The following is a 25,320-nucleotide window of genomic DNA, read 5'->3' on the forward strand; positions in this document are numbered from 1 at the left end:
TCCTACTCGCTCACCGGGGCGTCGACCGACGTCGCGGGCACGCCCGCCGCGGTGCGGTGGTGCTTGCGCAGCCACCAGAGCCCGGCGATCGGCAGGACGAGGGGCGCGAAGGCGTAGCCCAGGCCGTAGTACGACCAGATGGTGTCGTCGGGGAACAGCTGGCGGTCGACGAGCGACAGGGTGCCGATGACGAGCACCCCGGTCATCTCGAAGCCGATGGTCACGCAGGCGATGCGGTACCAGGTGCGTCCGGGGACGATGAGCGCGATCATCGCCACGATGTAGACCACGGCCGCGACGGCGCTCAGCGTGTAGGCGAACGGCGCGAACGAGAACTTCTCGATGATCTGGACGACGCTCCGACCCGTCGCCGCGAGGGCGAGGATGCCGTAGACGGCGATGAGGACGCGGCCGATGCCGGTCGCGAGTGAGGATCTGGTCGCCATTGCACCGATCCTACCGACGACCGACGACGCTCCGTACCGCTCCCGGGTGCCGGGCCGGGTCAGTTCAGGGCGAACCAGATCTGGTACATCCGGTAGACCATCACGGCCACCGTGAACGCCCCGGCGCCGAGCACCACGGTGCTCCACTTCGTGCGGTCGACGAGGGCCCACACCACCGCGGCCGGCGGCACGAGCAGCACCGACACGGCGTAGACGCCGAACTCCAGGGCGTTGCCCTGCGGCGGGCTGCCGGTCAGCGGCAGCACGAGCGAGATGACGCCCTGCGCCACGAGCAGCAGCTCGACGAGCACGAGCGAACCGACGGTGTAGTCGTTCGGCTTCCAACCGACGAAGCCGACCACGACCGCGAAGAGGCCGGCCAGCACCGCGACCACGAGCTGCACCCACATGTACCACTCGATCACGGGCGCGCCTCCGTGCGTGCCGGGAAGTTCGTGATGACCCGCAGCTGCCCGCGTCGCACCGACACCAGGCCCACCAGGCGGTCGTCGGCGACCGCGACGGCGGCGACCGGTGCGTCCGAGTCGGGGTGGTCGGCGGCCACACGCTTGCCGTCGGTCAGGTCCTTCGCCGCGGCGGCGTCGAGCGCCACCGTCGGGAACAGTCGGCGTGCGACGTCGACCGGTCGGGCGAGGGCGGCCCGGACGTCGACGGCCTCGGACTCGACGTCCACCGCGTCGGCGACGTCGAAGGGGCCGACCGCGGTGCGCCGGAGCGCGGTGAGGTGCGCCCCGGTGCCGAGGGTGGCCCCGACGTCCCGCGCGAGGGCGCGGACGTAGGTGCCGGACGAGCAGGTGACCACGACGTCGAGGTCGACGACCGCCACGTCGGCTCCGTCGACCGTGACGGTGTGCTCCGTCCGGGCCGTGACGTCGAAACGCGACACGGTGACGCTGCGGGAGCGCAGCTCGACCGTCTCGCCCTTGCGTGCCAGGTCGTAGGCGCGTCGGCCGTCGACCTTGATCGCGCTCACCGTCGACGGCACCTGGTCGATCTGCCCGCGCTGCGCCGCGACGGCACGCTCGACGGTGGCCTCCGACACGTCGGCGCCGGCGACCCCGACGGCCGCGGTCGGCGCGCCGTCGGCGTCGTCCGAGTCGGTCGAGACGCCGAGGCGGATGGTCGCCGTGTAGGTCTTGCCGAGCCCGACGAGGTGCGTCAGCAGCCGCGTCGACGCGCCGACGCCGAGCAGCAGCAGCCCGGTGGCCATCGGGTCGAGGGTGCCCGCGTGGCCGATCTTCTTCAGGCCGAGCCGCCGGCGTGCGATGGAGACGACGCGGTGGCTGGAGATCCCCTGCGGCTTGTCGACGAGGAGGATGCCGTCCGGCACGGTTTCGAGCACCAGAGGAGCGTAACAGCGCCGGTCAGCAGGCGTCGTTCCACTCGCGGCGGGGGTGGTCCGGGTCGGTGACGTCGAGCACCGCCGACGCGGCGATCTTGACGTCCGCCCGGCGTTCGAGCCGGCCGGCCTCCTGCTCGACCCAGAGCGACCAGCGCCAGAGCCCGCGGACACCGTGCCCGAGGACGCCCCGCCCGTGCACGACGAGGACGCCGTCGCCGGCACCCGTGGTGCGGAAGGGGGCGACGAGGTCGGCACGCAGGGTGTCGGCGTCGGTGGAGGGCGCTGCCGCGGCCATCGCGGACACGCCCTGCTGCTCGAAGCCGGCGACCAGGCCGCGGGCGACCCGCTCGAGGTCGGTGCCGTCCTGGCCGTCGATGCCGATGACGGTCCGGTTCGTGCCGACCTGTGCGATCACCTCCGACGCGATCGCGGCCATGGTGTCGGTCTCCTGCGGTGCCCAGCGTGCCATGCGACCACCGTAGGCTGTCGTGGTGAACGCGAGCAGGGCCTCCCGACCGGATGTGGACAACGCGAGCGTCCCGGACGTCGCGACCCCGCTGATCACCTGGTTCCGGGCTGCCGGACGGGACCTGCCGTGGCGTCGGCCCGGCTTCCCTGCGTGGGGCACGCTGGTCAGCGAGGTCATGCTGCAGCAGACGCAGGTCGCGCGCGTGGTCCCCCGACTGGAGGCGTGGCTCACCCGGTGGCCGACCCCTGCGGATCTCGCCGCGTCGCCCCCGGCGGACGCGGTGCGTGCCTGGGACCGGCTCGGCTACCCGAGACGCGCGCTCGCGCTGCACGCCGCCGCCACGGCGATCGCCGAGCGGCACGGCAACGTGGTGCCGCGCGACGTCGAGGCGCTGCTCGCGCTCCCCGGCATCGGCGACTACACGGCGCGCGCCGTCGCGGTCTTCGCGTACGGCGACCGGCACCCCGTCGTCGACGTCAACGTGCGCCGCGTCCTCAAGCGTGCGCTCCTCGGCGAGGGCGACCCCGGACCCGCGAAGGCCGGGGTCGACCTGCCGCTCATGGAGTCGGTGCTGCCCGCGGACCGCGACGCCGCCGCAGCGACGAACGCCGCGGTGATGGAGCTCGGTGCACTCGTCTGCGTCGCCCGCGCCCCGGCCTGCGACGCGTGCCCGATCGCGGACCGCTGCGCGTGGCGCGCCGCCGGGTACCCGGAGCACGAGGGGCCCCGGGCGCCGAAGCAGGCGAGGTTCGCCGGGAGCGACCGGCAGGTGCGCGGCCTCATCATGGCCGAGCTCCGCGCCAGCGACGTCCCGGTCACGCGGTCCGAGATCGAACCGGTGTGGCCGGACGCCGCCCAGCGGGACCGGGCGCTCGCGTCGTTGGTGCGCGACGGACTCGCCGTCGGCGACGACGCGAGCGGGTACCGGCTGCCGGAGGGCTGACCGGACGGCTCAGGCGCGCGCCGCGTCGGCGTCGCCTGCGTCCTCGTCCTCGTCCTCGTCCTCGTCGTGCTTGTACGGGTCGGCGTCGCCGGCGTAGCTCGCGCCGGCCGCGGCCGCACGCACCTGCTCGTCGCGCACCTGGGCCTGCACGAGCAGGTCCTCCATGTGCGCCGACGTCTCCGGCAGGGCGTCCGCGATGAACTCGAGCGACGGCGTGAGCCGCGCCGTGATGTTCTTGCCGACCTCGGACCGGAGCATGCCCGTCGCGGCCTTGAGGGCGGCGGCGGAGTCGGCGCGCTCCTCGTCGGTGCCGTAGACGGTGTAGAACACCGACGCGTGCTGCAGGTCCCCGGTCACCCGGACGTCGGTGATCGTGACGAACCCGAGTCGCGGGTCCCGCAGGCCCTTGTCGAGTCGACGGGCGACGACTTCCTTGATGCGGTCCGCCATCTTGCGTGCGCGCTGCGGATCGGCCATGGGTGCCTCCTGGGGCAGTGGCGGGACGCGTCCCGCCGGTGGTTCTGCGTGGATGGGGGTTCACCCCGTCCCCGCGTGGAAAGGGGTCGGGCCCCGGCCTCCCACGCGGGGAGGCCGGGGCCCAGGGTACTCACGCGATCAGTCGCGCGGCTTCTCGACGAGCTCGGTGGTCTCGATCTCGTCACCGATCTGGATGTCGTTGAACTTGCCGAGACCGATACCGGCCTCGAAGTCCGTCCGCACCTCGGTGACGTCGTCCTTGAAGCGACGGAGCGACTCGATCGCCAGTCCGTCGGCCAGGACCACGCCGTCACGGATGACGCGCGCCTTGGCGTTGCGCGTGATCGTGCCGGAGCGGACGATGACACCCGCGATGTTGCCGAACTTCGAGGACCGGAAGACCTCGCGGATCTCGGCGACACCGGACTGGACCTCTTCGTACTCGGGCTTGAGCATGCCCTTGAGGGACTGCTCGATGTCCTCGAGTGCGTTGTAGATGACCGAGTAGAAGCGCACGTCGATGCCTTCGCGCGCCGCACGCTCGCGGGCCTTGACGTCCGGGCGGACGTTGAAGCCGACGACGATCGCGTTGTCGATCGTGGCGAGGTCGATGTCCGACTCCGTGATCGCGCCGACACCGCGGTGCAGGATCCGGAGCTGGACGCTGTCGTCGACCTCGATGTCCAGGAGCGACTGCTCGAGTGCCTCGACGGCACCGGAGACGTCACCCTTGATGATGAGGTTGAGCGAGTCGACCTTGCCCTCTTCGAGCGCACGGGTGAAGTCCTCGAGCGAGATGCGCTTGCGGGCCTTGGCCAGCTGGGCGTTGCGCTCGGCGGCTTCGCGCTTCTCGGCGATCTGACGTGCCGTGCGGTCCTCTTCGGTGACGAGGAACGTGTCACCGGCGCGGGGCACCGAGGACAGACCCTGCACCTGGACCGGGCGGCTCGGCGTCGCGGCCTTGACCGCGACACCGTTCTCGTCGGTCATCGCACGGACGCGGCCGTAGGCCGTGCCCGCCACGATGGCGTCACCGACGTGCAGCGTGCCGGACTGGATGAGGACGGTCGCCACCGCACCGCGGCCCTTGTCGAGCCGGGCTTCGATCGCGACACCGCGGGCGTCCTTGTCGGGGTTCGCACGCAGGTCGAGCCCGGCGTCGGCGGTGAGCAGCACGGCGTCCAGGAGGTCCTGGATGCCGACGTTCTGGCGAGCCGACACGTCGACGAACATGACGTCGCCGCCGTACTCCTCGGCCACCAGGTTGTACTCGGTGAGCTGCTGGCGCACCTTGGCCGGGTTCGCGCCTTCCTTGTCGATCTTGTTCACCGCGACCACGATCGGCACACCGGCCGACTGCGCGTGGTTCAGTGCCTCGATCGTCTGGGGCATGATGCCGTCGTCCGCCGCGACCACGAGGATCGCGATGTCGGTGACCTGCGCACCACGGGCACGCATGGCCGTGAAGGCCTCGTGACCCGGGGTGTCGATGAACGTGATCGGACGTTCGATGCCCTCGTGCTCGGTGACGATCTGGTACGCACCGATGTGCTGGGTGATGCCACCGGCCTCGCCCTCGACGACCTTCGAGTTCCGGATCGCGTCGAGCAGGCGGGTCTTGCCGTGGTCGACGTGACCCATGACGGTGACGACCGGGGGACGCTGCTGCAGGACGGAGTCGTCCTCATCGGCGTACTCGGCGTCGATGTCGATGTCGAAGCCCTCGAGGAGCTCCTTGTCCTCGTCCTCCGGCGAGACGATCTGGATCTTGTAGCCCAGTTCCTCGCCGAGGACCTCGAACGTGGCCTCGTCCAGCGACTCCGTCGCGGTCGCCATCTCACCGAGGTGGAACAGCACCGTCACGAGGTTGCCGGGCATGGCGTCGATCTTGTCCGCGAAGTCCGAGATGCTCGCACCACGACGGAGTCGGACGACCGTGTTGCCGTCGCCGCGAGGGACCTGCACACCGCCGAGCGACGGCGCCTGCCGCATCTCGTACTCGGCGCGCTTCGTCCGCTTCGACTTGCGGGCACGGCTCTTGCCGCCACCGCGACCGAACGCACCGGCGGTCCCGCCACCGGGACCACGGCCACGACCGCCGCCACCGGCGGGACGCGGGCCGCTGAAGGCCGGACGCGGGAAGCCGCCACCGGCACCGGCACCGGCACCACCCGGACGACCACCGGGGCCGCCACGGCCGCCGCCCTGGCCCGGGCGCTGCCCGAAGCCGGGGGCACGGTTGCCCTGACCGGGGCCGCCGGGACGCGGAGCACCCGGACGGGGAACGCCCGGACGCGGCGGAGCCGGACGCGGGATGCCGTTGCCACCACCGGAGCCGGCAGCCGGACGCTGCCCCATGCCCTGGTTCGAGGCGAACGGATTGTTGCCGGGACGCGGCGGGCGCGAGCCCATGCCCTGGTTCGACGCGTAGGGGTTGTTGCCCGGACGCGCGCCACCGGGCTTCGGGCCACCCGGCTTCGGACCAGCGGCGGCGGGCTTCGGGTTCGTACCCGGCTTCACCGCGTCGGACTTGGGGGCGTCGTCGGTCGAGGCGGCCGCAGCCTTCTCGGCGCGGGCCTTCTGCGCAGCCTCGGCCTCGGCCTGTCGCTGGGCGACGGACTTCGGCGCGGCCGGGGTCGGCGCGTCCTCGGCGGGAGCCGCCGGTGCTGCCGGGGCCTCGGGCTCCGGAGCGGGTGCCGGACGGACCGGGCCCGGGCGGGGGCCGCCGGGCTTCGGCGCGCCGGACTTCGGGGCGCTGGTCTTCGCGGGTGCGCTCGGCGCGGGGGCCGAGGCAGCCGGCTTCGCCGGGGCACCGTCCGCCTGCAGGGCGGCACGGAGCTTCCGGGCGACGGGGGGCTCGATGCTCGAGCTGGCACCCCGGACGAACTCGCCGAGCTCCTTGAGCTTCTCGAGTGCGGTCTTGCTGTCGACGCCGAGTTCGCTTGCGATCTCGTGTACGCGTGGTTTAGCCACTGTTCTCCTTCACGGGTCCCACCCCGTGAAGGGGCAGGACTCAATGGATGACGGGTCTCATTTCGAGCCGCTCATCAGTTGTCCATAAGCCGTTCAGCCTGTTCTGTCATGTCCGGGCGCTCGGCCGACTCCTGTGGGAGACCGGCGATGTGGTCGAGCACCGCGGACGTGTCGGGATCGCGATCCAGCCGCAGCGCACGGCGGAAAGCCCTGCGCTTGACGGCCTGATCGTAGGCATCGACGGTCGGTGTGAGCCATGCTCCCCGGCCCGGCATGACTGCCTTCGGATCCGCCACCACGCGCCCGTCGCTCAGGGCGACGACTCGGAGGAGGGAGGATCGGGAAGCGCGACGACGACTGCCGATGCACGTTCTGACGGGTTCCACTCTACTCCTTGCCTCGGACGTGCGCGATCCGGCGCGCCCTCGGCGTCACGCCGAGGGCGGAATCCGTCTAGTCCTCGCCGTCCAGGATCGAGTCCGGCTGGATGTCGATGCGGGCACCGGTGAGCTTCGCGGCGAGGCGGGCGTTCTGCCCCTCCTTGCCGATCGCGAGCGACAGCTGGTAGTCCGGCACGAGTGCGCGGACGGCCTTCGTCGAGGCGTCGAGCACGAACGCGCTCGTCACCTTGGCCGGCGACAGGGCGCTCGCGACGAACGAGGCGAGGTCGGACGACCAGTCGACGATGTCGATCTTCTCGGCGCCGAGCTCGTTCGTGACCGAGCGGACGCGGGCACCGAGCTCGCCGATGCACGCACCCTTCGCGTTCACGCCGGGCTCGTTCGCCTTCACCGCGATCTTCGTGCGGTGACCGGCCTCACGCGCGAGCGACGTGATCTCGACGACCCCGGACGCGATCTCCGGCACCTCGAGCGCGAACAGCTTGCGGACGAGACCCGGGTGCGTGCGGGACACCGTGATCTGCGGGCCCTTGTTGCCGCGGGCGACGCTCGTCACGTACACGCGGATGCGGGAGCCGTGCGTGTAGGACTCCCCCGGCACCTGCTCCTCCGGCGGCAGGATGGCCTCGATCGTGCCGAGGTCGACGTGCACCATCTTGGGGTTCGGGCCCTGCTGGACCACACCCGCGACGATGTCGCCCTCCTTGCCGCGGAACTCGCCGAGGATCTTGTCGTCGCCGATGTCGCGCAGACGCTGGTTGATGACCTGCTTCGCCGCGAACGCCGCGATGCGGCCGAAGTCGCTCGGCTGGTCGACGGCTTCACCGATGACGGTGCCCTCGTCGTCGAGCTCGGGGACGAAGACGCTGACCTCGCCGGACTTGCGGTCGAGCTCGACGCGCGACTGCGCGTGGGCCGGCTCGCCGTTCTCGTCGGCGTGCTTCTGGTAGGCGGTCAGGATGGCAGATTCGATGATCTGGACGAGCTCGTCGAACGGGATCTCCCGCTCGCGCTCCATGAGTCGCAGGACTGCGAGATCGATCTTCACCGAGGGCCTCCGTATTCAGATGAGTCGCTTCCGCGGGGTGGGACTGCGCAGAAGTCGGCCACAAGCGTACCCCAGAACCACGGGACGGACGGGAGGCCCGGTGCCAGCTGGCACCGGGCCTTCCGTCCGTCTCGTGGTTGCGTCTAGATCGCGCGGACCGCGTCGAGCAGCTCGGCGACCGGGACGTCGCGACGCTCGCCCGTGGCGCGGTCCCAGAGCTCGACGACGCCGCTTGCCGCGCCGCGACCGGCGACGACGACGATCGGCATGCCGAGCAGTTCCGCGTCGCGGAGCTTCACGCCGGGCGAGACCTTCGGCCGGTCGTCGTACACGACCTCGAAGCGCTCGCCCTCGAGCTGCGCGACGATGTCCGTCGCCAGGTCGTAGGCGACCGTGTCCTTGCCGGTGGCGACGACGTGCACGTCGAAGGGAGCGACGTTCTTCGGCCAGACCAGGCCCTTGTCGTCGTTGTGCGCCTCGGCGAGGATCGCCAGGATCCGCGTCACGCCGATCCCGTAGGAGCCCATCGTGACCGTGGCGAGCTTGCCGTTCTCGTCCTGCACCTTGAGGCCGAGCGCCTCGGCGTACTTGCGGCCGAGCTGGAAGACGTGGCCGATCTCCATGCCGCGGGCCGTCTCGAGCGGGCCGGACCCGTCGGGTGCCGGGTCGCCGGCACGGACGTCGGACACCTCGGCGACGCCGTCCGCGACGAAGTCACGACCGGCGACCAGCCCGGAGACGTGCACGCCGCGCTCGTTGGCGCCCGTGACCCAGGCGGTGCCGTCGACCACGCGCGGGTCGACGAAGTAGCGCAGGCCCGTGGCGCTCTCCGCGCCGAGCACCTGCGGGCCGATGTAGCCCTTCACCAGGCCCTTGTGCTTGCGGAAGTCGTCGTCGCCCGCGGCCTCGACCTCGGCGGGGGCGAACGCCACCTCGGCGCGCTTGAGGTCGACGTCGCGGTCCCCGGGCAGCCCGACGACCACGACCTCGCGCGTGCCGTCGAGGTGGGTGAGCGCGAGGACGACGTTCTTCAGGGTGTCCGCGGCGGTCCAGGGTGCGCCGTCGCGCGGGGCGACCGCGTTCGCGTGCTCGACGAGGGAGTCGATCGTCGGGGTGTCCGACGCGGGGAGCAGCACCGGCTCCGGCTGCCCCTCGATCGGCAGGGCGTCGGGGACCGGGGTGACGTACGCCTCGACGTTCGCCGCGTAGCCGCCCGCACTGCGGACGAAGGTGTCCTCGCCGACGCCGATCGGGTGCAGGAACTCCTCGGACTTCGAGCCGCCCATGGCCCCGGCGTCCGCCTTGACGATCACGTACTCGAGGCCGAGCCGGGCGAAGATCTTCTCGTACGCGTCGCGCATGACCTGGTAGCTGCGCTCGAGGCCCTCGTCGGAGATGTCGAACGAGTACGCGTCCTTCATCGTGAACTCGCGACCGCGCAGGAGTCCGGCGCGGGGGCGGGCCTCGTCGCGGTACTTGTCCTGGATCTGGAACAGCGTGACGGGCAGGTCCTTGTACGACGAGTACAGGTCCTTCACCAGGAGCGCGAACATCTCCTCGTGCGTCGGCGCGAGCAGGTAGTCGGCGCCCTTGCGGTCCTGCAGGCGGAACATGCCGTCGCCGTACTCGGTCCAGCGGTTCGTCGCCTCGTAGGGCTCGCGCGGAAGGAGCGCGGGGAGCAGGACCTCCTGCGCACCGGCCGCCACCATCTCGTCGCGGATGATGCCCTCGATGCGCGCGCGGACCCGCAGGCCGAGCGGCAGCCAGGCGAAGATGCCCGGCGACTGGCGACGGACGTACCCGGCGCGGACGAGCAGCTTGGCGCTCGTCACCTCGGCGTCGGAGGGGTCGTCGCGGAGGGTACGGAGGAAGAGATGCGAAAGCCGTGTGACCACGGGGCAAGCCTAGCGGCGACGAGGGGCGTGCTCGTGGTCGCGGTCGCGGTCGTGGTTGTGCCCGCCGTCGTGGTCGCGGTCGTGCCCGTCGGCACTCGGTGAGCAGAAGATGTCGAGTGCGCCCGCGCGACCCGACACCTTCTGCTCACGAAGCGTCACGCAGCACCGACGGGGAGCGTGCCCGGCGCCGCGCTCCCGGCCGCCGGCACTCGGTGAGCAGAAGATGTCGAGTGCGCCCGCGCGACCCGACACCTTCTGCTCATTCGGTGCGGCGCGCCGCAGCCCGAGCGCGCTCTACCCGAGCGCTACGGCGCGGTGATGACCTGGGGCGAGCCGAGTGCGGCCTCGGGGCCCATCTCGGCGGCGATGCGGTTCGCCTCGGCGATGAGGGTCGGGACGATCTCGTGCTCCGGCACGGTCTTGACGACCTCGCCCTTGACGAAGATCTGGCCCTTGCCGTTGCCGGACGCGACGCCGAGGTCGGCCTCGCGGGCCTCGCCCGGGCCGTTCACGACGCAACCCATGACGGCCACGCGCAGCGGCACGGTCATGCCCTCGAGGCCCTTCGTGACGTCGTTCGCGAGCTGGTAGACGTCGACCTGCGCACGGCCGCAGCTCGGGCAGGACACGATCTCGAGCTTGCGCTCGCGCAGGTTGAGCGACTGCAGGATCTGCAGGCCGACCTTGACCTCTTGCGCGGGGGGCGCGGACAGGGACACGCGGATGGTGTCGCCGATGCCCTCGGCGAGCAGGATGCCGAACGCGGTGGCGCTCTTGATCGTGCCCTGGAACTCCGGGCCGGCCTCGGTCACTCCGAGGTGCAGGGGCCAGTCACCGGCGGCCGCGAGCTGCCGGTAGGCCTTCACCATGACGATGGGGTCGTTGTGCTTGACCGAGATCTTGAAGTCGTGGAAGTCGTGCTCCTCGAACAACGAGGCCTCCCACACGGCGGACTCGACGAGCGCCTCGGGCGTCGCCTTGCCGTACTTCTGCAGCAGGCTCGGCTCGAGGGAGCCGGCGTTCACGCCGATGCGCAGGGACACCCCGGCGTCCTTCGCGGCGCGGGCGATGGCACCGACCTGGTCGTCGAACTTGCGGATGTTGCCGGGGTTGACGCGGACCGCGGCGCACCCGGCGTCGATGGCCTGGAAGACGTACTTCGGCTGGAAGTGGATGTCGGCGATCACCGGGATCTGCGACTTCTTCGCGATGATCGGCAGCGCGTCGGCGTCGTCCTGGCTCGGCACGGCCACCCGGACGATGTCGCACCCGGAGGCGGTGAGCTCGGCGATCTGCTGCAGGGTCGCGTTGATGTTCGTCGTCGGCGTGGTGGTCATCGACTGGACGGACACGGGCGCGTCACCGCCGACGAGCACCTTGCCGACCCGGATCTGCCGCGACTTGCGACGGGGGGCGAGGGTTTCGGGCGTCTTGGGCATACCGAGGTTGACTGCGGGCACGTCAGCACTCTACGCGCTCGCCCTGACGCTCCCCCGCACCAGGTCCGCGGCCGCGTCGACGACGGTGACCAGCGGTGCGTAGAGGCGCATGACGTCGAGTGCCCGGTCGTGGTCGGCGTCGCTCGCGCCGGCACAGGCGTCGGCCACGACGGTGACCGTCGCGCCCGCGTCCGCCGCCGCGAGCGCGGTCGACAGGACGCAGCAGTCCGTGGACACGCCCGTCAGCACGAGGTGCGGGTGGTCGCCGACGACTGCCTGGAGGCCCGTCCCCCACTTGCCGAACGTCGGTTCCGTCACGACGGGGTCGCCCCGGTCCGCGGCGGCGGACGCGAAGGGCTCGGTGAGCGCGTACAGCGGGTCGGCGTCCGGGACGAGCGCGAAGGGCCAGTCGCGGTAGTACGGCACCCACGCGCCCTCGGGCTGTGCCGGGGCGACGAAGCGCGTGAACACGGTGCGGCCGGTGAAGCGCGGCAGCAGGTGCTCGATCGCGTACCCGGCGTGGTCGTACCGCGGCGCGGCCCACGGGCTCTCCCCCGTGAACACCTGCTGCATGTCGACGACGACGAGCCAGGCGTCCTCGGCCACGACGGTGGTCACCGCTGCGACTCCTGCCGGCGGACAGCGCGACGGGCGGTGAGCAGCGTGCCGACGAACCCGACGACGAGCGCGACGAGGACACCGAGGTTCGCGTACGCCCAGGGTCCGCCACGCCCGCCGAGGCCGAACGGGCCGAGCAGGTAGCCCTGCCACGACAGCCACGCCGGCGACGAGAGCGTCACGAGTCCCCAGCCCAGGGCGGTGCCGACCAGGACCAGCGCGACGGCGCCCCACCGCACGTCGCCGTAGCGGCCGCGGCGGTCGTCGAGCTCCGCCTCGGCGTACGCCGTCCGTCGCAGCAGGACGTCGGCGACGAACACGCCCGCCCACGCGGCGACGGGGACCCCGAGCGTGATGAGGAACGCCTGGAACGGCTGCAGGAAGTCGGTGGCGAAGAAGACGACGTACACCGCGCCGACGACCATGACCACACCGTCGACCCCGGCGGCGACCGGTCGGGGGATGCGGACGCCCGCACTGAGCAGCGCGAGGCCCGACGAGTAGATGTCGAGCACCGCGCCGCCGACGATGCCGAGGATCGCGACGATCGCGAAGGGGACGAGGAACCACACCGGCAGCACGGTGGTGAGCGCTCCGATCGGGTCGGTGCCGATCGCCTTCCGCAGGTCGGGCGACGATCCCGCGAGCACCAGGCCGACCACGACGAGCACCGCCGGGGCGAGCGCTCCGCCGAACGTCGTCCAGCCGACGACCCCGCGGGTCGAGGCGGTCCGCGGCAGGTAGCGCGAGTAGTCGGCCGCGGCGTTCACCCAGCCGAGGCCGAACCCGGTCATCACGAGCACGAGTGCCCCGATCACCTGCTGGGCGCTGCCCGAGGGCAGGGCGCCGAGCGCCGCCGTGTCGATCGTCGGCGCCGCGAGGACCACGTAGAGGACGGTCAGCACGGCCGTGACGACCGTTATCACCGTCTGCAGGCGCATGATGACGTCGAAGCCCGCGACGCCGGCGCCGACCACGAGCGCGGCCACGACGACGAGCGCGACGAGCTTGGTGAGGACCCCGCCGTCCCAGCCGAGCTCGGTGAACACCGTCGAGGTGGCGAGGACCGCCAGGGCTGCCAACGCCGTCTCCCACCCGACGGTGAGCACCCAACTGAGGAACGAGGGCAGGCGGTTGCCCCGCACGCCGAACGCCGCGCGGCTCAGCACCATCGTGGGCGCGGAGCCCCGCTTGCCGGCGATCGCGACGACGCCGCAGAGCAGGAACGAGAACGCGACGCCGACGACGGAGACGACGGCCGCCTGGACGAGCGAGATGCCGAAGTCGAGCACGAACGACCCGTAGGCGAGGCCGAGCACGGAGACGTTCGCCGCGAACCACGGCCAGAACAGCCCGCGCGGCGTGCCCTTGCGGTCGCCCTCGGCGATGACGTCGAGGCCCTGCCGTTCGACGGCGCGGACCTCGGACGTGGGCTTGGCCGGCACGGTGCTCATGCGCCGAGCGTAGTGCTCGGTCGGCTACCCGAACAGGTCCACGGGGCGCACGAGGTCGGCGTAGATGAGCAGCGCGCTCATGCCCGCCAGCAGCACCACGACCACCATCGTCAGGGGCATCGTCTTCGCCAGGTCGATGGGACCGGGGTCGGCCTTGCCGACGAGCGTGAACGCACGACGCTTGATCGCCTCCCACAGCGCGCCCGCGATGTGTCCGCCGTCGAGCGGCAGCAGCGGCACCATGTTCAGCACGAACAGGCCGATGTTGAGCGACGCGAGCAGGCCGAGGATCGTGTACGCCTTGTCGACCACCGGGACGCCGCTCATCGACGAGACCTCGCCGATGGCACGGCCGACACCGACCACGGACACCGGGCTGTCCTGCGAGCGTTCCTGGGCGCCGAACGCCGCGTTCCACACCGCGACGAGCCGCTGCGGCAGGTCGATGATGAGGTGCGCCGACGCCGCGATCTGCGCACCGGTCGCGGGCAGGACCTCGGTCGGCGACTGCCGCACCAGGGACTGCCCGATGCTGACGCCCACCACGCCGACCTGCTGGGTCTTCGCGGTGCCGTCGGCGTTCTCGACAGCCTTGCCCTCGGCGTCGTACACGTCGCGGGTGGCCGTCGTCGGCGTGATCTCGAGCGTCTTCCGGGCACCGTCGCGCTCGACGACGACCGTCACCTGCTCACCGGCGGATCGCTGGAACACCTCGGAGACGCGGGCGATGGTGGGGTCCTGCTCGCCGTTCACCGACAGCACGACGTCCCCCGACGCGATGCCCGCCTGCTTCGCCGGCGACTCCGCGTCGCCCGGGGCGCACTCGGTGGCCTGGCTGGTCGGCAGGACGCAGTCGACGCTCGACGTGAACGTCGTCGTCGGCGCGCCGAACCCGCAGAGCAGCACGCCGAACAGCACGATGCCGATCACGAGGTTCATCGCCGGGCCGGCGACCATCACGATGATGCGCTTCCACGGGGTGAGCCGGTAGAACGCCCGGGAGTCGTCGCCGCCCGAGTCCGCGATCTGCTCGGCGCTGGCCTGGCGGGCGTCCTGCACGAACGCGCCGTACATGCCGGTGTTCGTGATCGTGTTCGCCCGGCCGGAGGCACGCGGCTTGAGCATGCCGACCATCGAGATGTAGCCGCCGAGCAGGATCGGTCGGATGCCGTACTCGGTCTCACCGCGGCGGAAGGACCAGATCGCCTTGCCGAACCCCAGCGAGTACTGCGTCACCTTGACGTTGAACAGCTTCGCGAAGGACAGGTGCCCCAGCTCGTGGAGCCCGATCGAGACCAGCAGGCCGACGATGAAGACGACCACGCCGAGGACGAAGAGCAGGACGGATTCGACGGTCACCGGGAAAGCGTACGGGACGGTGCCCATGACGGAGCCGAGCGCCGTCTGGGAGGTGGGACGGGCCTCCCGTCAGCGGGACAGCGCGCGGTCCGCAGCGGCGCGGGCCCACTGCTCCGCCGCGAGCACGCCGTCGAGCGACGGCTCCCCCGCGGTGTGCTCGTCGACGATGCGCTCGACGGTGTCGACGATGTCGAGGAAGCTGATCGCGCCCGCGTGGAACGCGGCGACCGCCTGCTCGTTCGCGGCGTTGAACACGGCCGGGAAGGTCCCGCCGAGCTCGCCGACCCGCTTCGCGAGCGCGACGGCACCGAAGGCGTCCTGGTCGAGCGGCTCGAAGGTCCAGGTGCTCGCGGTCGTCCAGTCGAGCGGGACACCGATGCCGGGCACCCGGTCCGGCCACGCCATCCCGAGTGCGATCGGCAGGCGCATGTCCGGCGGGGACGCCTGGGCGATGGTCGAGCCGTCGACGAACTCGACCATCGAGTGCACGATCGACTGCGCGTGCACCGTGACGTCGATGCGGTCGTAGGGGACGTCGAAGAGCAGGTGCGCCTCGATGACCTCGAGGCCCTTGTTCACCAGGGTGGCCGAGTTCGTCGTGACGACGAGTCCCATGTCCCAGGTCGGGTGCGCCAGTGCCTCGGCCGGGGTGACGTCGCGGAGCTGCTCGCGGGAGCGCCCGCGGAACGGCCCGCCGCTCGCGGTCAGCACGAGCCGGTCCACCTCGGTGTCGGCGCCGGAGCGGAGCGCCTGCGCGATCGCGGAGTGCTCGCTGTCGACCGGGACGATCTGTCCCGGCGCGGCGGCCTGCTGCACGAGCGGACCGCCGACGATCAGGCTCTCCTTGTTCGCGAGCGCCAGGGTCGCCCCGGACTCCAGCGCCGCCAGGGTCGGACCGAGGCCGACCGAACCGGTGATGCCGTTCAGGACGACGTCGGCCTCGACGCTGCGGACGAGCTGCTCCGAGTCCGCCGCGCCGAACGCGGTGTCCCGGACGCCGAACCGGGCGGCCTGCTCGGCGACGAGCGCGCGGTTGCTGCCCGCGGTCAGCCCGACGACCTCGAACCGGTCGGGGTTGCGGGCGACCACGTCGAGCGCCTGCGTGCCGATCGAGCCGGTGCTGCCGAGGACGACGACGCGCCGACGGACCGGACCGGTGCTGTCGAGACGGCCGTCCGTCACGGTCAGCCCTTGGCGAGGACGTCGACGACGAACACCAGCGTGGCGTTCTTCGGGATGCCCGAGCCCTCCTGCGGGTTCGCGCCGTAGGCGTCCTCCGGGGTCGCGACGATGAGGACCTGCGAGCCGACCTTCTGCCCGACCAGCCCGGTCACGAAGCCCTTGATGAGCGCCGACTCGGAGACCGTGAACGACGCCGGGGTGCCCTTCGACCACGAGGAGTCGAACTCCTTGCCGGTGCTGTAGACGACGCCCTTGTACTGCACGAGCGCGGTGTCGCCGTCGGCGATCGTCGCGCCGTCGCCCTGCTTGAGGACCTCGACCTCGGTCTTCGACGGGGCCTTCACACCGTCGGGGATGGTGATCTCCGGTTCGCCGGAAGCCTTGTCCTTCACCGTGGGCAGCTTCGGGTCCTGGTCCTGCGGCGTGCCGTCCGCCTTCGTGGGGACCTGGGCGACGACGTCCGCGACGACGACGATCTCGCCGCCCGTGTTGAAGCCGAGCGCGGCGGACTGGCCGACGGCCGCCACCCGGTCGCCGACCTTCGAGCAGGCGAGGAGCGCACCGAACCCGGTCCCGCCGACCGACAGGACCTGCGGGTTGCCCTCGTCGAAGCCGACCGTGCCGAGCTTCTTGGCGTCCTTCGACTCGTACACCGAGTACGACACCTGGGCGTAGTCGCCCTCGTCGAGCGCGGCACCCTTGCCGGTCTCGAGCTTCGTCGCCTGCGGCGGCGTCGCCGACAGTCCGGCGTCGAACTTCACGATCGGGGCCTTGCCGCCCCCGAACTTCCCGGCGGCACGGATCGAGTCCGACTCGTCGCCCGGCTTCGGGCAGGCCGAGATCGGCGAGACCGTGGCGCTGGCGGAGGGCGTCGGCGTGGCCGAGGACCCCCCGGATCCGGCGCCGGAGCACGCGGCGAGTCCCAGCACGACGGCGGGGACGATGGCGATCGGGAGCAGGCGGAGTCGCTTCACGGGACCCTAGTCTGCCCCACCCGTCGACGAGTCCGCTGACGACGACGCAGGTCGGACGATCGTCTCGGCCTCGTGGTGCACGGGGAACGCCACCGAACGGGCGATGAAGCACAGGGCGTTGGCCGTGGCGTGGGCGGCCTCGGCGTCCGCCACCCGGTCGGCCTCGAGGATCGTGACCACGGGGTGCAGGGTCGCCTTGGTGAGCTCGCCGGAGCCGTCCCGGTTGAGCCGCAGCGACGCCATCGCGGTGTCGCGGTAGTCGACGACCGTGAAGCCCTGCGTGACCGCGACGTGCAGGTAGCTGAGCATGTGGCACTGCGCGAGGGCGGCGACGACCATCTCCTCGGGGTTCCACCGGTCCCGGTCGCCGCGGAACGTCGGGTCCGCCGACCCGGGCACGTCCGGGTGGCCCGTTGCGGACACCACGTGGTCGCGCCCGAAGTCGCGGGGGCCGGACGTGCCGGTCCCGCGGTCGCCGGTCCACCGGACGGAGACCTCGTAGGAGTGGTCGTGCACGCGGGACGCCCTTCTCGGTTCGTTAGCATGGCGGCATGACGGTGAGCCACGGAGTCCGCACTGATCGCCATCCTCTCACCGCCGAGGGGTCGGTCGAGCTCGCGGTGCTCGACCGCTCCGGCTTCGACGAGAGCCGCCACGTCGGCGCCGGCGTCGTCGTCGACGCCTCGGGCACGGTCCTCGACTCGGTGGGTGACGCCACCGCCAGCATCTACCCCCGCTCGACGATGAAGCCGTTCCAGGCGCTCGCCGTGCGCGGCGCCGGCGCGCTGTTCTCCGACGAGGAACTCGTGCTCACCACCGCGAGCCACGCCGGCACCGTCGCGCACCAGGCGCTCGCCCGGCACATGCTCGAGTCCTTCGACCACGTCGAGGCCGACCTCGGCTGCCCGCCGGACATGCCCTTCGACCGCGCGACCGCACGCACCATGGACGGCCCGCGCCGCCTGGCGATGAACTGCTCGGGCAAGCACGCCGGCATGCTCGCCGCGTGCCGGGTCAACGGCTGGGACGAGGCGACCTACCTCGACGTGGCCCACCCGATGCAGGAGCGCGTCCGCACCGTCGTGCAGGAGTACACGCACGAGACCGTCGACCTCGTCGGGACCGACGGCTGCGGCGCGCCGGTGTTCCCGCTGACGCTCACCGGGCTCGCACGGGGCTTCGCCGGGGTCGTCGCACGGGCCGACAGCGACTCGGCAGCGCTCACCGACGCGGTCCTGGCGCACCCGTGGGCCATCGACGGCATCGGCCGGGCGAACACCGTCACGATCGAGCGGCTCGGGGTGCTCGCCAAGCTCGGCGCCGAGGGCGTCATGGTGATGGGGCTGCCCGGCGGTGCTGCGGTGGCCGTGAAGGTGCTCGACGGCTCCGCGCGGGCGGGCACGCTCGCCGCGCTGACACTGCTGGAGCGGAACGGCCTCGTCGACGCCGACGGTGTGGCGGACGTCATGGCGGCCACCGGCGAGCAGGTGCTCGGGGGCGGCGTGCCGGTCGGCGCGGTGCGGGTCGGCGCGGGCCTGCGCTGACGGAACAGCGGCTGCTGCCCGTCGGCCGCCACGGACGGGTGCCGCTGAGCGGTCACGATCCGGTCGGCGTCACTGACGTCCCTGACGTCCCTGACGTCCTCGGGTCCGGGTCCGGATCCGGATCCGGATCCGGTGCGACCGGGAGCACGGGGACGAGCCGTTCCGCTGCCGGATCGGCCGGGCGACGGCTCGTGCAGCCGTAGCGGGTGACGACGACGGCGACGTCCCAGGTCCTCGGCATCGCCCCGAGACCCGGCACGTGCACCACCGTGGACACCGGCCGTCCGGTGTCGTCGAACCGGACCGCTGCAGCCGTGCCGGGCGGCATCCGACCGACCCGGTCCGGACTCGTGGCCGCGCCCGCGCCCGTGCCCGTGCCCGTGCGCACGGGCGGGTCCCGGTCCGGGTCGCTCCCCCAGCGGACGGTCCGAGCGGGGCCGCCCGGGTCCGCGACCCGCCGGTGGCTGCCCCCGGTCCTCGGCGCCACGCCGTCGTCGCCCGCAGTGTGGTCGCCCGCGGCGTGGCCGTCCGCTGCCGGACCCGCTGCGAGCTGCGCGGCCAGTGCCCGGAACACCGAGTCGGCGACGGCCCCGGATCCGACGACGACCAGGTGCGCGGGTGCGCCGTGGTGGACGACCGCACCGTCCGGGCGGTGCCCGAGGACGAACCCGGTCGACGGCCGGTCGACGTGCTCGAGTTGCGGGAGCAGGGGCAGCGGCAGTGGCTCCGCCGCCTGCTCGGGTACCGCCGAGGAGGCCGATCGGTGCAGCACGACGTCGAGCACGGCACAGCAGGCCGCCGCTGCCAGCAGCGCCACCCGTCCGCTCGCCGCCACGGGCCCGAGCAGGCCGGACAGCACCAGCACGACCGCGGTGACGACCAGGACGCAGCGGGCGGTGAACGGGGACACCGCTCCATCCGAGCACGACCCCGTCGCCACTGTGGGCCGTCCGAGGGGATCTGTGGACAGCCGGCGCCGACTACTGCACCAGGAAGAACTGCTCCCCGATGTCGACCCGCGCACCGCGCTCGACCCGGTACCGACGGCCCGGCTCGCAGCGACGGATCGAACCGTCGATGTGCCGGACCACGGTCCCGTTGCCCGAGAACCGGTCGGACACCCAGAGGTCGTCGCCGTCACGACCGAGCTCCAGGTGGATCTTCGACACCGACTTGCCGGGGTCGTGCACGGTCAGCAGGTCGTCGAACCGCTCGCCCGGCTGCGGGCGGGGCAGACGGCCGAGCAGCCCGGTGCCGTGCACGCCGAAGCGCTCACCGGTGCTGAAGTGCAGGACGAACGGGGCCTGCACCGGAGCCTGCCCGACGATGCGGGTCTCCTCGACGTCCTCGGCGAGGTCGTCGTTCGCGCTCGACACCAGGGACGCGGGGTCCGGCTGGGCCGGAGCCTGCGCGGCATGGTCCGCGGCGCCGGGCATCGGCGGGATCACTCCCGGAGCACCCGGGATCGGGGGCAGCGGCGCGGCGAACGGCGCGGTCGACGGTGCCGCGGAGGGCACGGTGGCGGAACCCGGCGTCGTGGTCGCTGGCGCAGAGGGGAACGCGTCCGGGGACAGGCTCGGGGCGGCGTGCACCCCGCGCGGGCGGAGGCGCGGCCCGGAGTCCGCGAACTCGTCGTCCGTCACGGCCGGGGCACTGTCCGCCCCGGCGCTGTCGGTCACGTCGCCGTCGTCACCGTGACCGTCCGCGACGTCGACGTCGACGTCCGCGTCCGAGTCGCCGGCGGTGTCGTCCGCGTCCGAGTCGCCGGCGGTGTCGCCCGCATCGCCGCCGGTGTCGACCGCGGACGTACGGTCGACCGCCTCGGCCTCGTCGTCGGCAGCCCAGTCCGGGCGTGCCATCGGCAGCGGGACGACCGGTCCGGTGAAGGCCGCGGTCACGGCCGGGCGGACCGCGCCGCACTCGCCGCAGAAGATGTCGTCCGGCTCGAGCTGGTGGCCGCACACGTGGCAGGTCGTCGTGGCGTGCATGCCCGGCGTGACCAGCGGAGCCGGACGGAGCGGTCGGCGGTCGACCAGGGGTTCCACGACCGCGGTGTCGCCGGGCTGCGGCGGCGACGCGACGGGGCCGTCCGCAGCGGGGACGACCGGCTGGCCCGACTCCGCGTCGCCGTCGTCGGCCGACCCTGCGGTCGGAGCGGGGACGCGCAGGCCGTCGATGCCGGCTTCGTCTGACTGGTCGTCGCCCGGGCCGTGCTCGGCGGATGCTCCGACGGCCTCGTCGCCAGCGGACTCCGGGACGGGCGGCACAGGAGGAACGGGCGGCACCGGCGGGACGGGCGGCACCGGGGGGACGACGGGTTCGGCGACGACCTCGGGTTCGGCGGCGTTGCCGCGCCCCACCCACCACGAGGGACCGGCCGGCGCGGCCGGCGGTGCGACGTCCGCCGGAGGTGCCCAGACCGATGCCGGGACGCCGCTGTCGGCCGCGGGAGCGTCCGTCGGGGCGGCCGCCGACGCGGGGGGCGCCAGGCGGGTCCGTTCGGGATCGTCGGCGAGGTCAGCGCCGGGGACCGGCTCGGAGCGGTGGTCGGCGGGGTCGAGCGAGGGCTCGGCGCGCTGCGGGTTCGGCGCACCGCGCTCCGCCAACCCGGAGTCGGCACCGTGGACGTGCGTGGGCGCCTGCCGTGGGGCGAAGTCGTCGGGCCGCTGGACGGGGACCGCGCCGTTCCCCGGACGGTCGGAGCCGGTCAGCCAGGCGCGTGTCGCCGGGTCGAGCGTGGCCTCGGGGAGCCAGGCGTCGGCGGCGGGGTCCGAGCGGCGGCCGTGCGCGTCGGGCTGCTGCAGGGGCGGCGGTGGTGCCTGTTCGACGGGAGGCTGGGCGACCGGGCGACGGCTGGCCGCGGCGGTCACCGCGCGTCCGCACTCACCGCAGAAGATCGCCCCGTCCGGGAGCATCGATCCGCAGTGTTCGCATCTGATCACGGGGTGCCTCTGTCCTCACTCGGCCCTGCACGACGCTCGCCGGGCCTCGGCCCATCGTAGTCGCCGCGTCCCCGAGCACCCTGCCGGGTCCGCCCACGAGGGGGTCGCCGTCCGCGGAGCGACCGCAGTGAGACGGCGGTGCGGAACCGTTCCCGTCGGTTCCGTCCGGTCCGGAGACTGCCGATCGCGTCGTCCGTCGCCGACCACATCCGGTCGGCGACCGACTCGTCGACGTCGCTCGGACCGAAGACCGCGCGGTCGGCGAGGGCTGCGAGGCCGGTCCCGCCGTCGCCGGGAGCACCCACCACCGCTTCGCGTCGTGTCGCGGACCGGGACACGTCGTGCCCGCGATCGAGCAGCGCGTCGCGGTACTCGTCCCAGGCGCCGACGACACGGCCGCGGGGCGTCGGCGCGCGACGACGGCGGCGTCGCCGTGCGCGCTTCACGAGCACGATCACCGCGAACGGCAGCAGCACGAGCGCCGCGAGGCCGAGCACGCCGAGCACCCACGGCAACGCGGCCAGCAGGATCTGCAGCCACAGCGGCTGCACCGGCGGCGTGTTGCGGTCGGTCTGCGGCGGGGCCTGCTGGTCCTGGTCCTGCTGGGTGACGGGGGGCGGCGGCACGACCGTCTCCGGCCGGGTCACGGGCTGCGGCGTCTGCTGCTGCTCGTCCGGGATCTCGCGCACGGTCGGGTTCGGGTCGAGCATGACCCACCCCCACTGCGCGGTGTCGACCTCGATGCGCGCCGTCACGTCCGAGCCGCGGAACGTCGTCGTGCCACCGCTCGTGCCCGCGTCGCCGCGATCGACTCCGGAGTCGCCGCCGGCGCTGAAGCCCATCACCACCCGCGCGGGGAACCCCAGCTCGTCGGCCATCAGCGCCGCGGCGGCGGCGTACTGCTCCTGGTCACCGATCATCAACGGCGCGGTGAGGAGCTCCTGGATCCGGTCGGCGCCGTGGCCCGAACGGCTCATCCGGTCGTCCCCGACCCCGTGGCTGACGTACCCGTTGCGCTTCAGCGACTGCAGTGCGGCCAGGAGCTTCGCGCCGGCCGCGGTCTCGCCGCGGGTCGTCGACTCGACGGTGTCGCGCACGGCCTCCGGCACGTCCCGCGTCGCCGGCACCGACGCGCTGCCCGGTCGCGCGGCGGCGAGCTGCTCCTGGGTCGGCTGGTCTGGCACCACGGCGGTCAGGTCGTACGACGTGCCGTCACCGACCCCGCCCACCACGGCACCGGTCTGCGTCGACGCGTTGTAGAAGAACGATCCGCGCTCGGACTCCGCGCCGCGACCGGTGAACTCGACCCGCTCGAGGTCGCCCACCGTCGGCAGCCACACACCGCTGTACCCCTCGACGGTCACGCCGACGCGGACGGCGGTGCCGTCGACCCCGCGGACGTCGACCGAGGTCGGCACCCGCTCGAAGGTGCCCGACGCCGACGCCCCGTCGGCGCCGCCCACCCGGTAGACGACCCCGTCGTACGTGTCGAGGGTGGCGATGCGCACGAACCCGTTCTCGGGGAGCCCGGTCACCCGCAGCTGCGGGGTGTCCGCGGCGGTCTGCTCCTCGTAGGCCCGGAAGCCGCTGAGCGGGCTGACGTGGTCGCGCGGGTCGAAGGGCTTCACGACGTCGGTCCGCGCCACGGTGCGCCCGACGGTGGGCGGTGCCACGAGGCCGAGTCCGGTCGCGACGACCGCGGCGGCGACGATCGTCCCCGTCCCCACGAGGGCCGGCCGCACGACGGACCGCACGAGCGGGACCCTGGTGCCGATGGTGGTCGCGACGGCCACGGCGCGTCGCGCGTGGCGGACGGTCAGCGCCCACACCAGGGCGATCCCCACGAGCACCACCGCGGTCAGCACGGATGTGTCGAGTCGGCTCGGTCCGACGACCACGCCGACCGCGAACAGCACCAGTGCCGGGATGCTCGCGAGCTCCGGCCGGGAGGCACGGGTCGCCACGCTCACGGACGTCACCGCCGCCACCAGGAGCGTCACGAAGTACGGCACGAGGAGCGCCTCGTACGACCCGACCGGCAGGCTGATGGTCACCAGCTGCTTCCAGCCCAGCGCGACGCCGGCGAAGAGGTCGAGGAGTCCGGGACCGGTGGGCAGCAGCCCGGCCGCCCGGTCGGGCACCGCGGCCGGCACGCCGGTCAGCGTGAACGCCGCGACGCCCGCGACGGCGACCACTGCCGCGGGCAACCGCAGGACGGCGCCGAGCAGGGCGACGAGCGTGCCGGCGACGATCGCGGTCACCGCAGCAGCGACCATCGCCTGGTCGCGGTAGACCGGCCACCAGGACGTGCTCGCCACGGCGAGCAGGAGCCAGACGACCAGGGTGCTGCCGGCCAGCCGCAGCGGTGCGGCACGGCGGGCGTCCCGGCGGTCGGAACGCCGGGTGGTGCGCCGTGCGCGCTCCGGCGCGGTCGGGTCGGCCACGGGTGCTGCGCTCATGCGGCCGCTGCCGATCGGTGCAGCGCGTGCCGCAGGTCGTCCAGGTAGCCGATGGTCATCACCGTCAGACCCGCGACGCGCAGGAACCGGGGCTGCGCCTCCGGCTCGCAGATCACCGCGACGACCTCGACGCCCACCGGGAAGCGCGTGGCCGCGAGGCGGAGCGCCGGCAGCCCGACGGTCGACCCGACCACGAGGAAGGCGACCGAGATCCCCTCGGCGTCGTTGCCGACGATGCGCGCGACCTCGGCGACCGGCAGGCACGCGTCGGCCAGGGCGACGGACGCGAAGTCGTCGAGCAGGCGAGTCGGCGTGATCGTCGGCAGGGACCGCACGGCGTAGACCGCGCGACGCGCGAACTCGGGTGTCCGCTCGGACACCACGACGGAGACCTCGCGGCCGTCGCGGATCGCCCGTGCGCCGAGCGACGCGGCGGCGCTGACGGCGAGCTCGAACTCGTCGTCGTCACCGAACTCGGCACGCGCCGTGCCCAGTGCGACGACGAGGTGGGAGCGACGGGTGTCCTCGAACTGGCGCACCATCAGCGCGCCGGACTTCGCCGTCGACTTCCAGTGGATCGTGCGCGGGTCGTCACCCGGCATGTACTCGCGGATGGCGTGGAAGGCGATGTCCGCCGGCGAGAGGTCGGTGGTCGCCTGTCCCTCGAGGTCCCGCACCAGACCGGTGCTCGTGGACGGGATCGCGATGGTCCGGGGGTGCACGATGACCTGCTCCCGGGCCGTCCATACGACCTCGCGGCGGACCAGTCCGACCGGGTCGGCGCGGACGCCGGTCACCGGGCCGACGTCGAGCACCCCGCGGCGCAGGGTCGGCACGGGCACCTCGCGCTCGAACGTGCCCTGCGGGCCGATCGCGGGGATGGCGACGTCGACCAGCCCCGAACCGACCGGCACCTCGACGGTCGTCGGCACGGAGGGCAGCCGCGAGGGGTTCTCCGCTGTCACCACCACGCCAGCGGCGTCGCCGACGGCCACCCGGTGCTGCGGCAGCCGCATGCGGATCACCAGCCGTGACCGGCCGATGAGCGCGACGGCCGCGACGACCACCAGCACCGCACCGGCGAACCCGACGACCACGATCTCGCGCAGCCCGAACCGGTAGCCCGTCACGAACGCGACGAGCGTGAGCGCGGCGACCGTCCAGCCGAGCCCGGTGACGACCGACGAGACCTCGCCCCAGGAACGCGTGACGAGCCTCCAGGCCGTCGCCCAGGCCCGGACGACGCCGACGACGGCGTCCGCTGCGACGCCCTCGCGGTCCCCGACGATCCGGGACCGGACGTTGGTCATGCCGGCGACCGTCCCCGTGCGCTC

General features: G+C 72.8%; 23 protein-coding genes. 2 read left to right on the forward strand and 21 right to left on the reverse strand.

Annotation, left to right across the window (positions count from 1 at the left end):
- Positions 1-2 precede the first annotated feature (2 nt).
- From BIU97_RS04390 to BIU97_RS17950, 4 genes are read right to left on the reverse strand one after another with little or no spacing between them, the layout of a single operon-like run.
- The gene (locus BIU97_RS04390) at positions 3-446 is read right to left on the reverse strand and encodes a hypothetical protein (protein ID WP_071255826.1); all 444 of its coding nucleotides are present in this window, start codon (positions 444-446) and stop codon (positions 3-5) included.
- Between the two features lie 59 nt (positions 447-505).
- Positions 506-871, reverse strand: a complete 366-nt coding sequence (locus BIU97_RS04395; protein ID WP_071255830.1) for a hypothetical protein — start codon at positions 869-871, stop codon at positions 506-508.
- Complete coding sequence (gene truB, locus BIU97_RS04400) at positions 868-1,809, reverse strand: tRNA pseudouridine(55) synthase TruB (RefSeq protein ID WP_071297138.1); 942 nt, start codon at positions 1,807-1,809, stop codon at positions 868-870. The genes BIU97_RS04395 and truB overlap by 4 nt, the downstream gene beginning before the upstream one ends.
- A 22-nt stretch (positions 1,810-1,831) precedes the next feature.
- Positions 1,832-2,278: a hypothetical protein gene (locus tag BIU97_RS17950; RefSeq protein WP_071297139.1), complete on the reverse strand. Its 447-nt coding sequence runs from the start codon at positions 2,276-2,278 to the stop codon at positions 1,832-1,834.
- Between the two features lie 22 nt (positions 2,279-2,300).
- Between BIU97_RS17950 and BIU97_RS04410 the strand changes: the two genes are divergently transcribed.
- The gene (locus tag BIU97_RS04410; protein ID WP_441294390.1) at positions 2,301-3,221 is read left to right on the forward strand and encodes an A/G-specific adenine glycosylase; all 921 of its coding nucleotides are present in this window, start codon (positions 2,301-2,303) and stop codon (positions 3,219-3,221) included.
- A 9-nt stretch (positions 3,222-3,230) separates the two neighbouring features.
- Here the strand turns inward: BIU97_RS04410 and rbfA are convergent, their stop codons facing one another.
- The 13 genes from rbfA to BIU97_RS04470 all read right to left on the reverse strand — a co-directional run bounded on the left by rbfA (position 3,231) and on the right by BIU97_RS04470 (position 17,557).
- Positions 3,231-3,698: a 30S ribosome-binding factor RbfA gene (rbfA, locus tag BIU97_RS04415; RefSeq protein ID WP_071297140.1), complete on the reverse strand. Its 468-nt coding sequence runs from the start codon at positions 3,696-3,698 to the stop codon at positions 3,231-3,233.
- Positions 3,699-3,836: 138 nt separating this feature from the next.
- Positions 3,837-6,671 carry a translation initiation factor IF-2 gene (gene infB, locus BIU97_RS04420; RefSeq protein ID WP_071255847.1) on the reverse strand — a complete coding sequence of 945 codons (2,835 nt, stop codon included), beginning with the start codon at positions 6,669-6,671 and terminating at the stop codon, positions 3,837-3,839.
- 74 nt (positions 6,672-6,745) lie between these two features.
- Entirely contained in the window at positions 6,746-7,057 is a 312-nt protein-coding gene (locus BIU97_RS04425) for a YlxR family protein (RefSeq protein ID WP_071255850.1), read from the reverse strand.
- A gap of 67 nt (positions 7,058-7,124) precedes the next feature.
- Entirely contained in the window at positions 7,125-8,120 is a 996-nt protein-coding gene (nusA, locus tag BIU97_RS04430) for a transcription termination factor NusA (protein ID WP_071255854.1), read from the reverse strand.
- A 143-nt stretch (positions 8,121-8,263) separates the two neighbouring features.
- A complete protein-coding gene (locus tag BIU97_RS04435) occupies positions 8,264-10,015 on the reverse strand; it encodes a proline--tRNA ligase (RefSeq protein ID WP_071297141.1) in 1,752 nt (583 codons plus the stop codon).
- A gap of 9 nt (positions 10,016-10,024) precedes the next feature.
- Positions 10,025-10,174 carry a hypothetical protein gene (locus BIU97_RS17955; protein ID WP_175472118.1) on the reverse strand — a complete coding sequence of 50 codons (150 nt, stop codon included), beginning with the start codon at positions 10,172-10,174 and terminating at the stop codon, positions 10,025-10,027.
- A gap of 146 nt (positions 10,175-10,320) precedes the next feature.
- Complete coding sequence (gene ispG / locus BIU97_RS04440; RefSeq protein WP_071255859.1) at positions 10,321-11,454, reverse strand: flavodoxin-dependent (E)-4-hydroxy-3-methylbut-2-enyl-diphosphate synthase; 1,134 nt, start codon at positions 11,452-11,454, stop codon at positions 10,321-10,323.
- A gap of 30 nt (positions 11,455-11,484) precedes the next feature.
- A complete protein-coding gene (locus BIU97_RS04445) occupies positions 11,485-12,072 on the reverse strand; it encodes a cysteine hydrolase family protein (RefSeq protein WP_083404626.1) in 588 nt (195 codons plus the stop codon).
- Positions 12,069-13,526, reverse strand: a complete 1,458-nt coding sequence (locus BIU97_RS04450) for a purine-cytosine permease family protein (RefSeq protein WP_071297142.1) — start codon at positions 13,524-13,526, stop codon at positions 12,069-12,071. The genes BIU97_RS04445 and BIU97_RS04450 overlap by 4 nt, the downstream gene beginning before the upstream one ends.
- A gap of 24 nt (positions 13,527-13,550) precedes the next feature.
- Positions 13,551-14,885: a M50 family metallopeptidase gene (locus tag BIU97_RS04455; RefSeq protein ID WP_175472406.1), complete on the reverse strand. Its 1,335-nt coding sequence runs from the start codon at positions 14,883-14,885 to the stop codon at positions 13,551-13,553.
- 69 nt (positions 14,886-14,954) lie between these two features.
- Positions 14,955-16,067 carry a 1-deoxy-D-xylulose-5-phosphate reductoisomerase gene (gene dxr, locus BIU97_RS04460; protein ID WP_071297144.1) on the reverse strand — a complete coding sequence of 371 codons (1,113 nt, stop codon included), beginning with the start codon at positions 16,065-16,067 and terminating at the stop codon, positions 14,955-14,957.
- Between the two features lie 2 nt (positions 16,068-16,069).
- A complete protein-coding gene (locus BIU97_RS04465) occupies positions 16,070-17,041 on the reverse strand; it encodes an FKBP-type peptidyl-prolyl cis-trans isomerase (RefSeq protein WP_071297145.1) in 972 nt (323 codons plus the stop codon).
- Between the two features lie 6 nt (positions 17,042-17,047).
- Complete coding sequence (locus tag BIU97_RS04470) at positions 17,048-17,557, reverse strand: OsmC family protein (RefSeq protein WP_071297146.1); 510 nt, start codon at positions 17,555-17,557, stop codon at positions 17,048-17,050.
- 35 nt (positions 17,558-17,592) lie between these two features.
- On the opposite strand from BIU97_RS04470, the gene BIU97_RS04475 reads away from it, so the two are divergent.
- Positions 17,593-18,585, forward strand: a complete 993-nt coding sequence (locus tag BIU97_RS04475) for an asparaginase (RefSeq protein WP_071255877.1) — start codon at positions 17,593-17,595, stop codon at positions 18,583-18,585.
- Between the two features lie 52 nt (positions 18,586-18,637).
- On the opposite strand, the gene BIU97_RS04480 is transcribed toward BIU97_RS04475, so the two are convergent.
- The 4 genes from BIU97_RS04480 to BIU97_RS04495 all read right to left on the reverse strand — a co-directional run bounded on the left by BIU97_RS04480 (position 18,638) and on the right by BIU97_RS04495 (position 25,296).
- On the reverse strand, positions 18,638-19,495 hold the full coding sequence (locus BIU97_RS04480; RefSeq protein WP_071297147.1) for a hypothetical protein: 858 nt from the start codon (positions 19,493-19,495) through the stop codon (positions 18,638-18,640).
- Between the two features lie 70 nt (positions 19,496-19,565).
- Positions 19,566-21,527 carry a zinc-ribbon domain-containing protein gene (locus tag BIU97_RS04485; RefSeq protein ID WP_139195893.1) on the reverse strand — a complete coding sequence of 654 codons (1,962 nt, stop codon included), beginning with the start codon at positions 21,525-21,527 and terminating at the stop codon, positions 19,566-19,568.
- Complete coding sequence (locus BIU97_RS04490) at positions 21,524-23,986, reverse strand: DUF3488 domain-containing protein (RefSeq protein ID WP_139195894.1); 2,463 nt, start codon at positions 23,984-23,986, stop codon at positions 21,524-21,526. The genes BIU97_RS04485 and BIU97_RS04490 overlap by 4 nt, the downstream gene beginning before the upstream one ends.
- Positions 23,983-25,296 carry a DUF58 domain-containing protein gene (locus BIU97_RS04495; RefSeq protein ID WP_071297150.1) on the reverse strand — a complete coding sequence of 438 codons (1,314 nt, stop codon included), beginning with the start codon at positions 25,294-25,296 and terminating at the stop codon, positions 23,983-23,985. Before BIU97_RS04495 ends, BIU97_RS04490 begins: the two co-directional genes overlap by 4 nt.
- Positions 25,297-25,320: the final 24 nt, after the last annotated feature.

The organism is Curtobacterium sp. MCBA15_009 (assembly GCF_001864895.1).
Taxonomy (GTDB): Bacteria; Actinomycetota; Actinomycetes; order Actinomycetales; family Microbacteriaceae; genus Curtobacterium.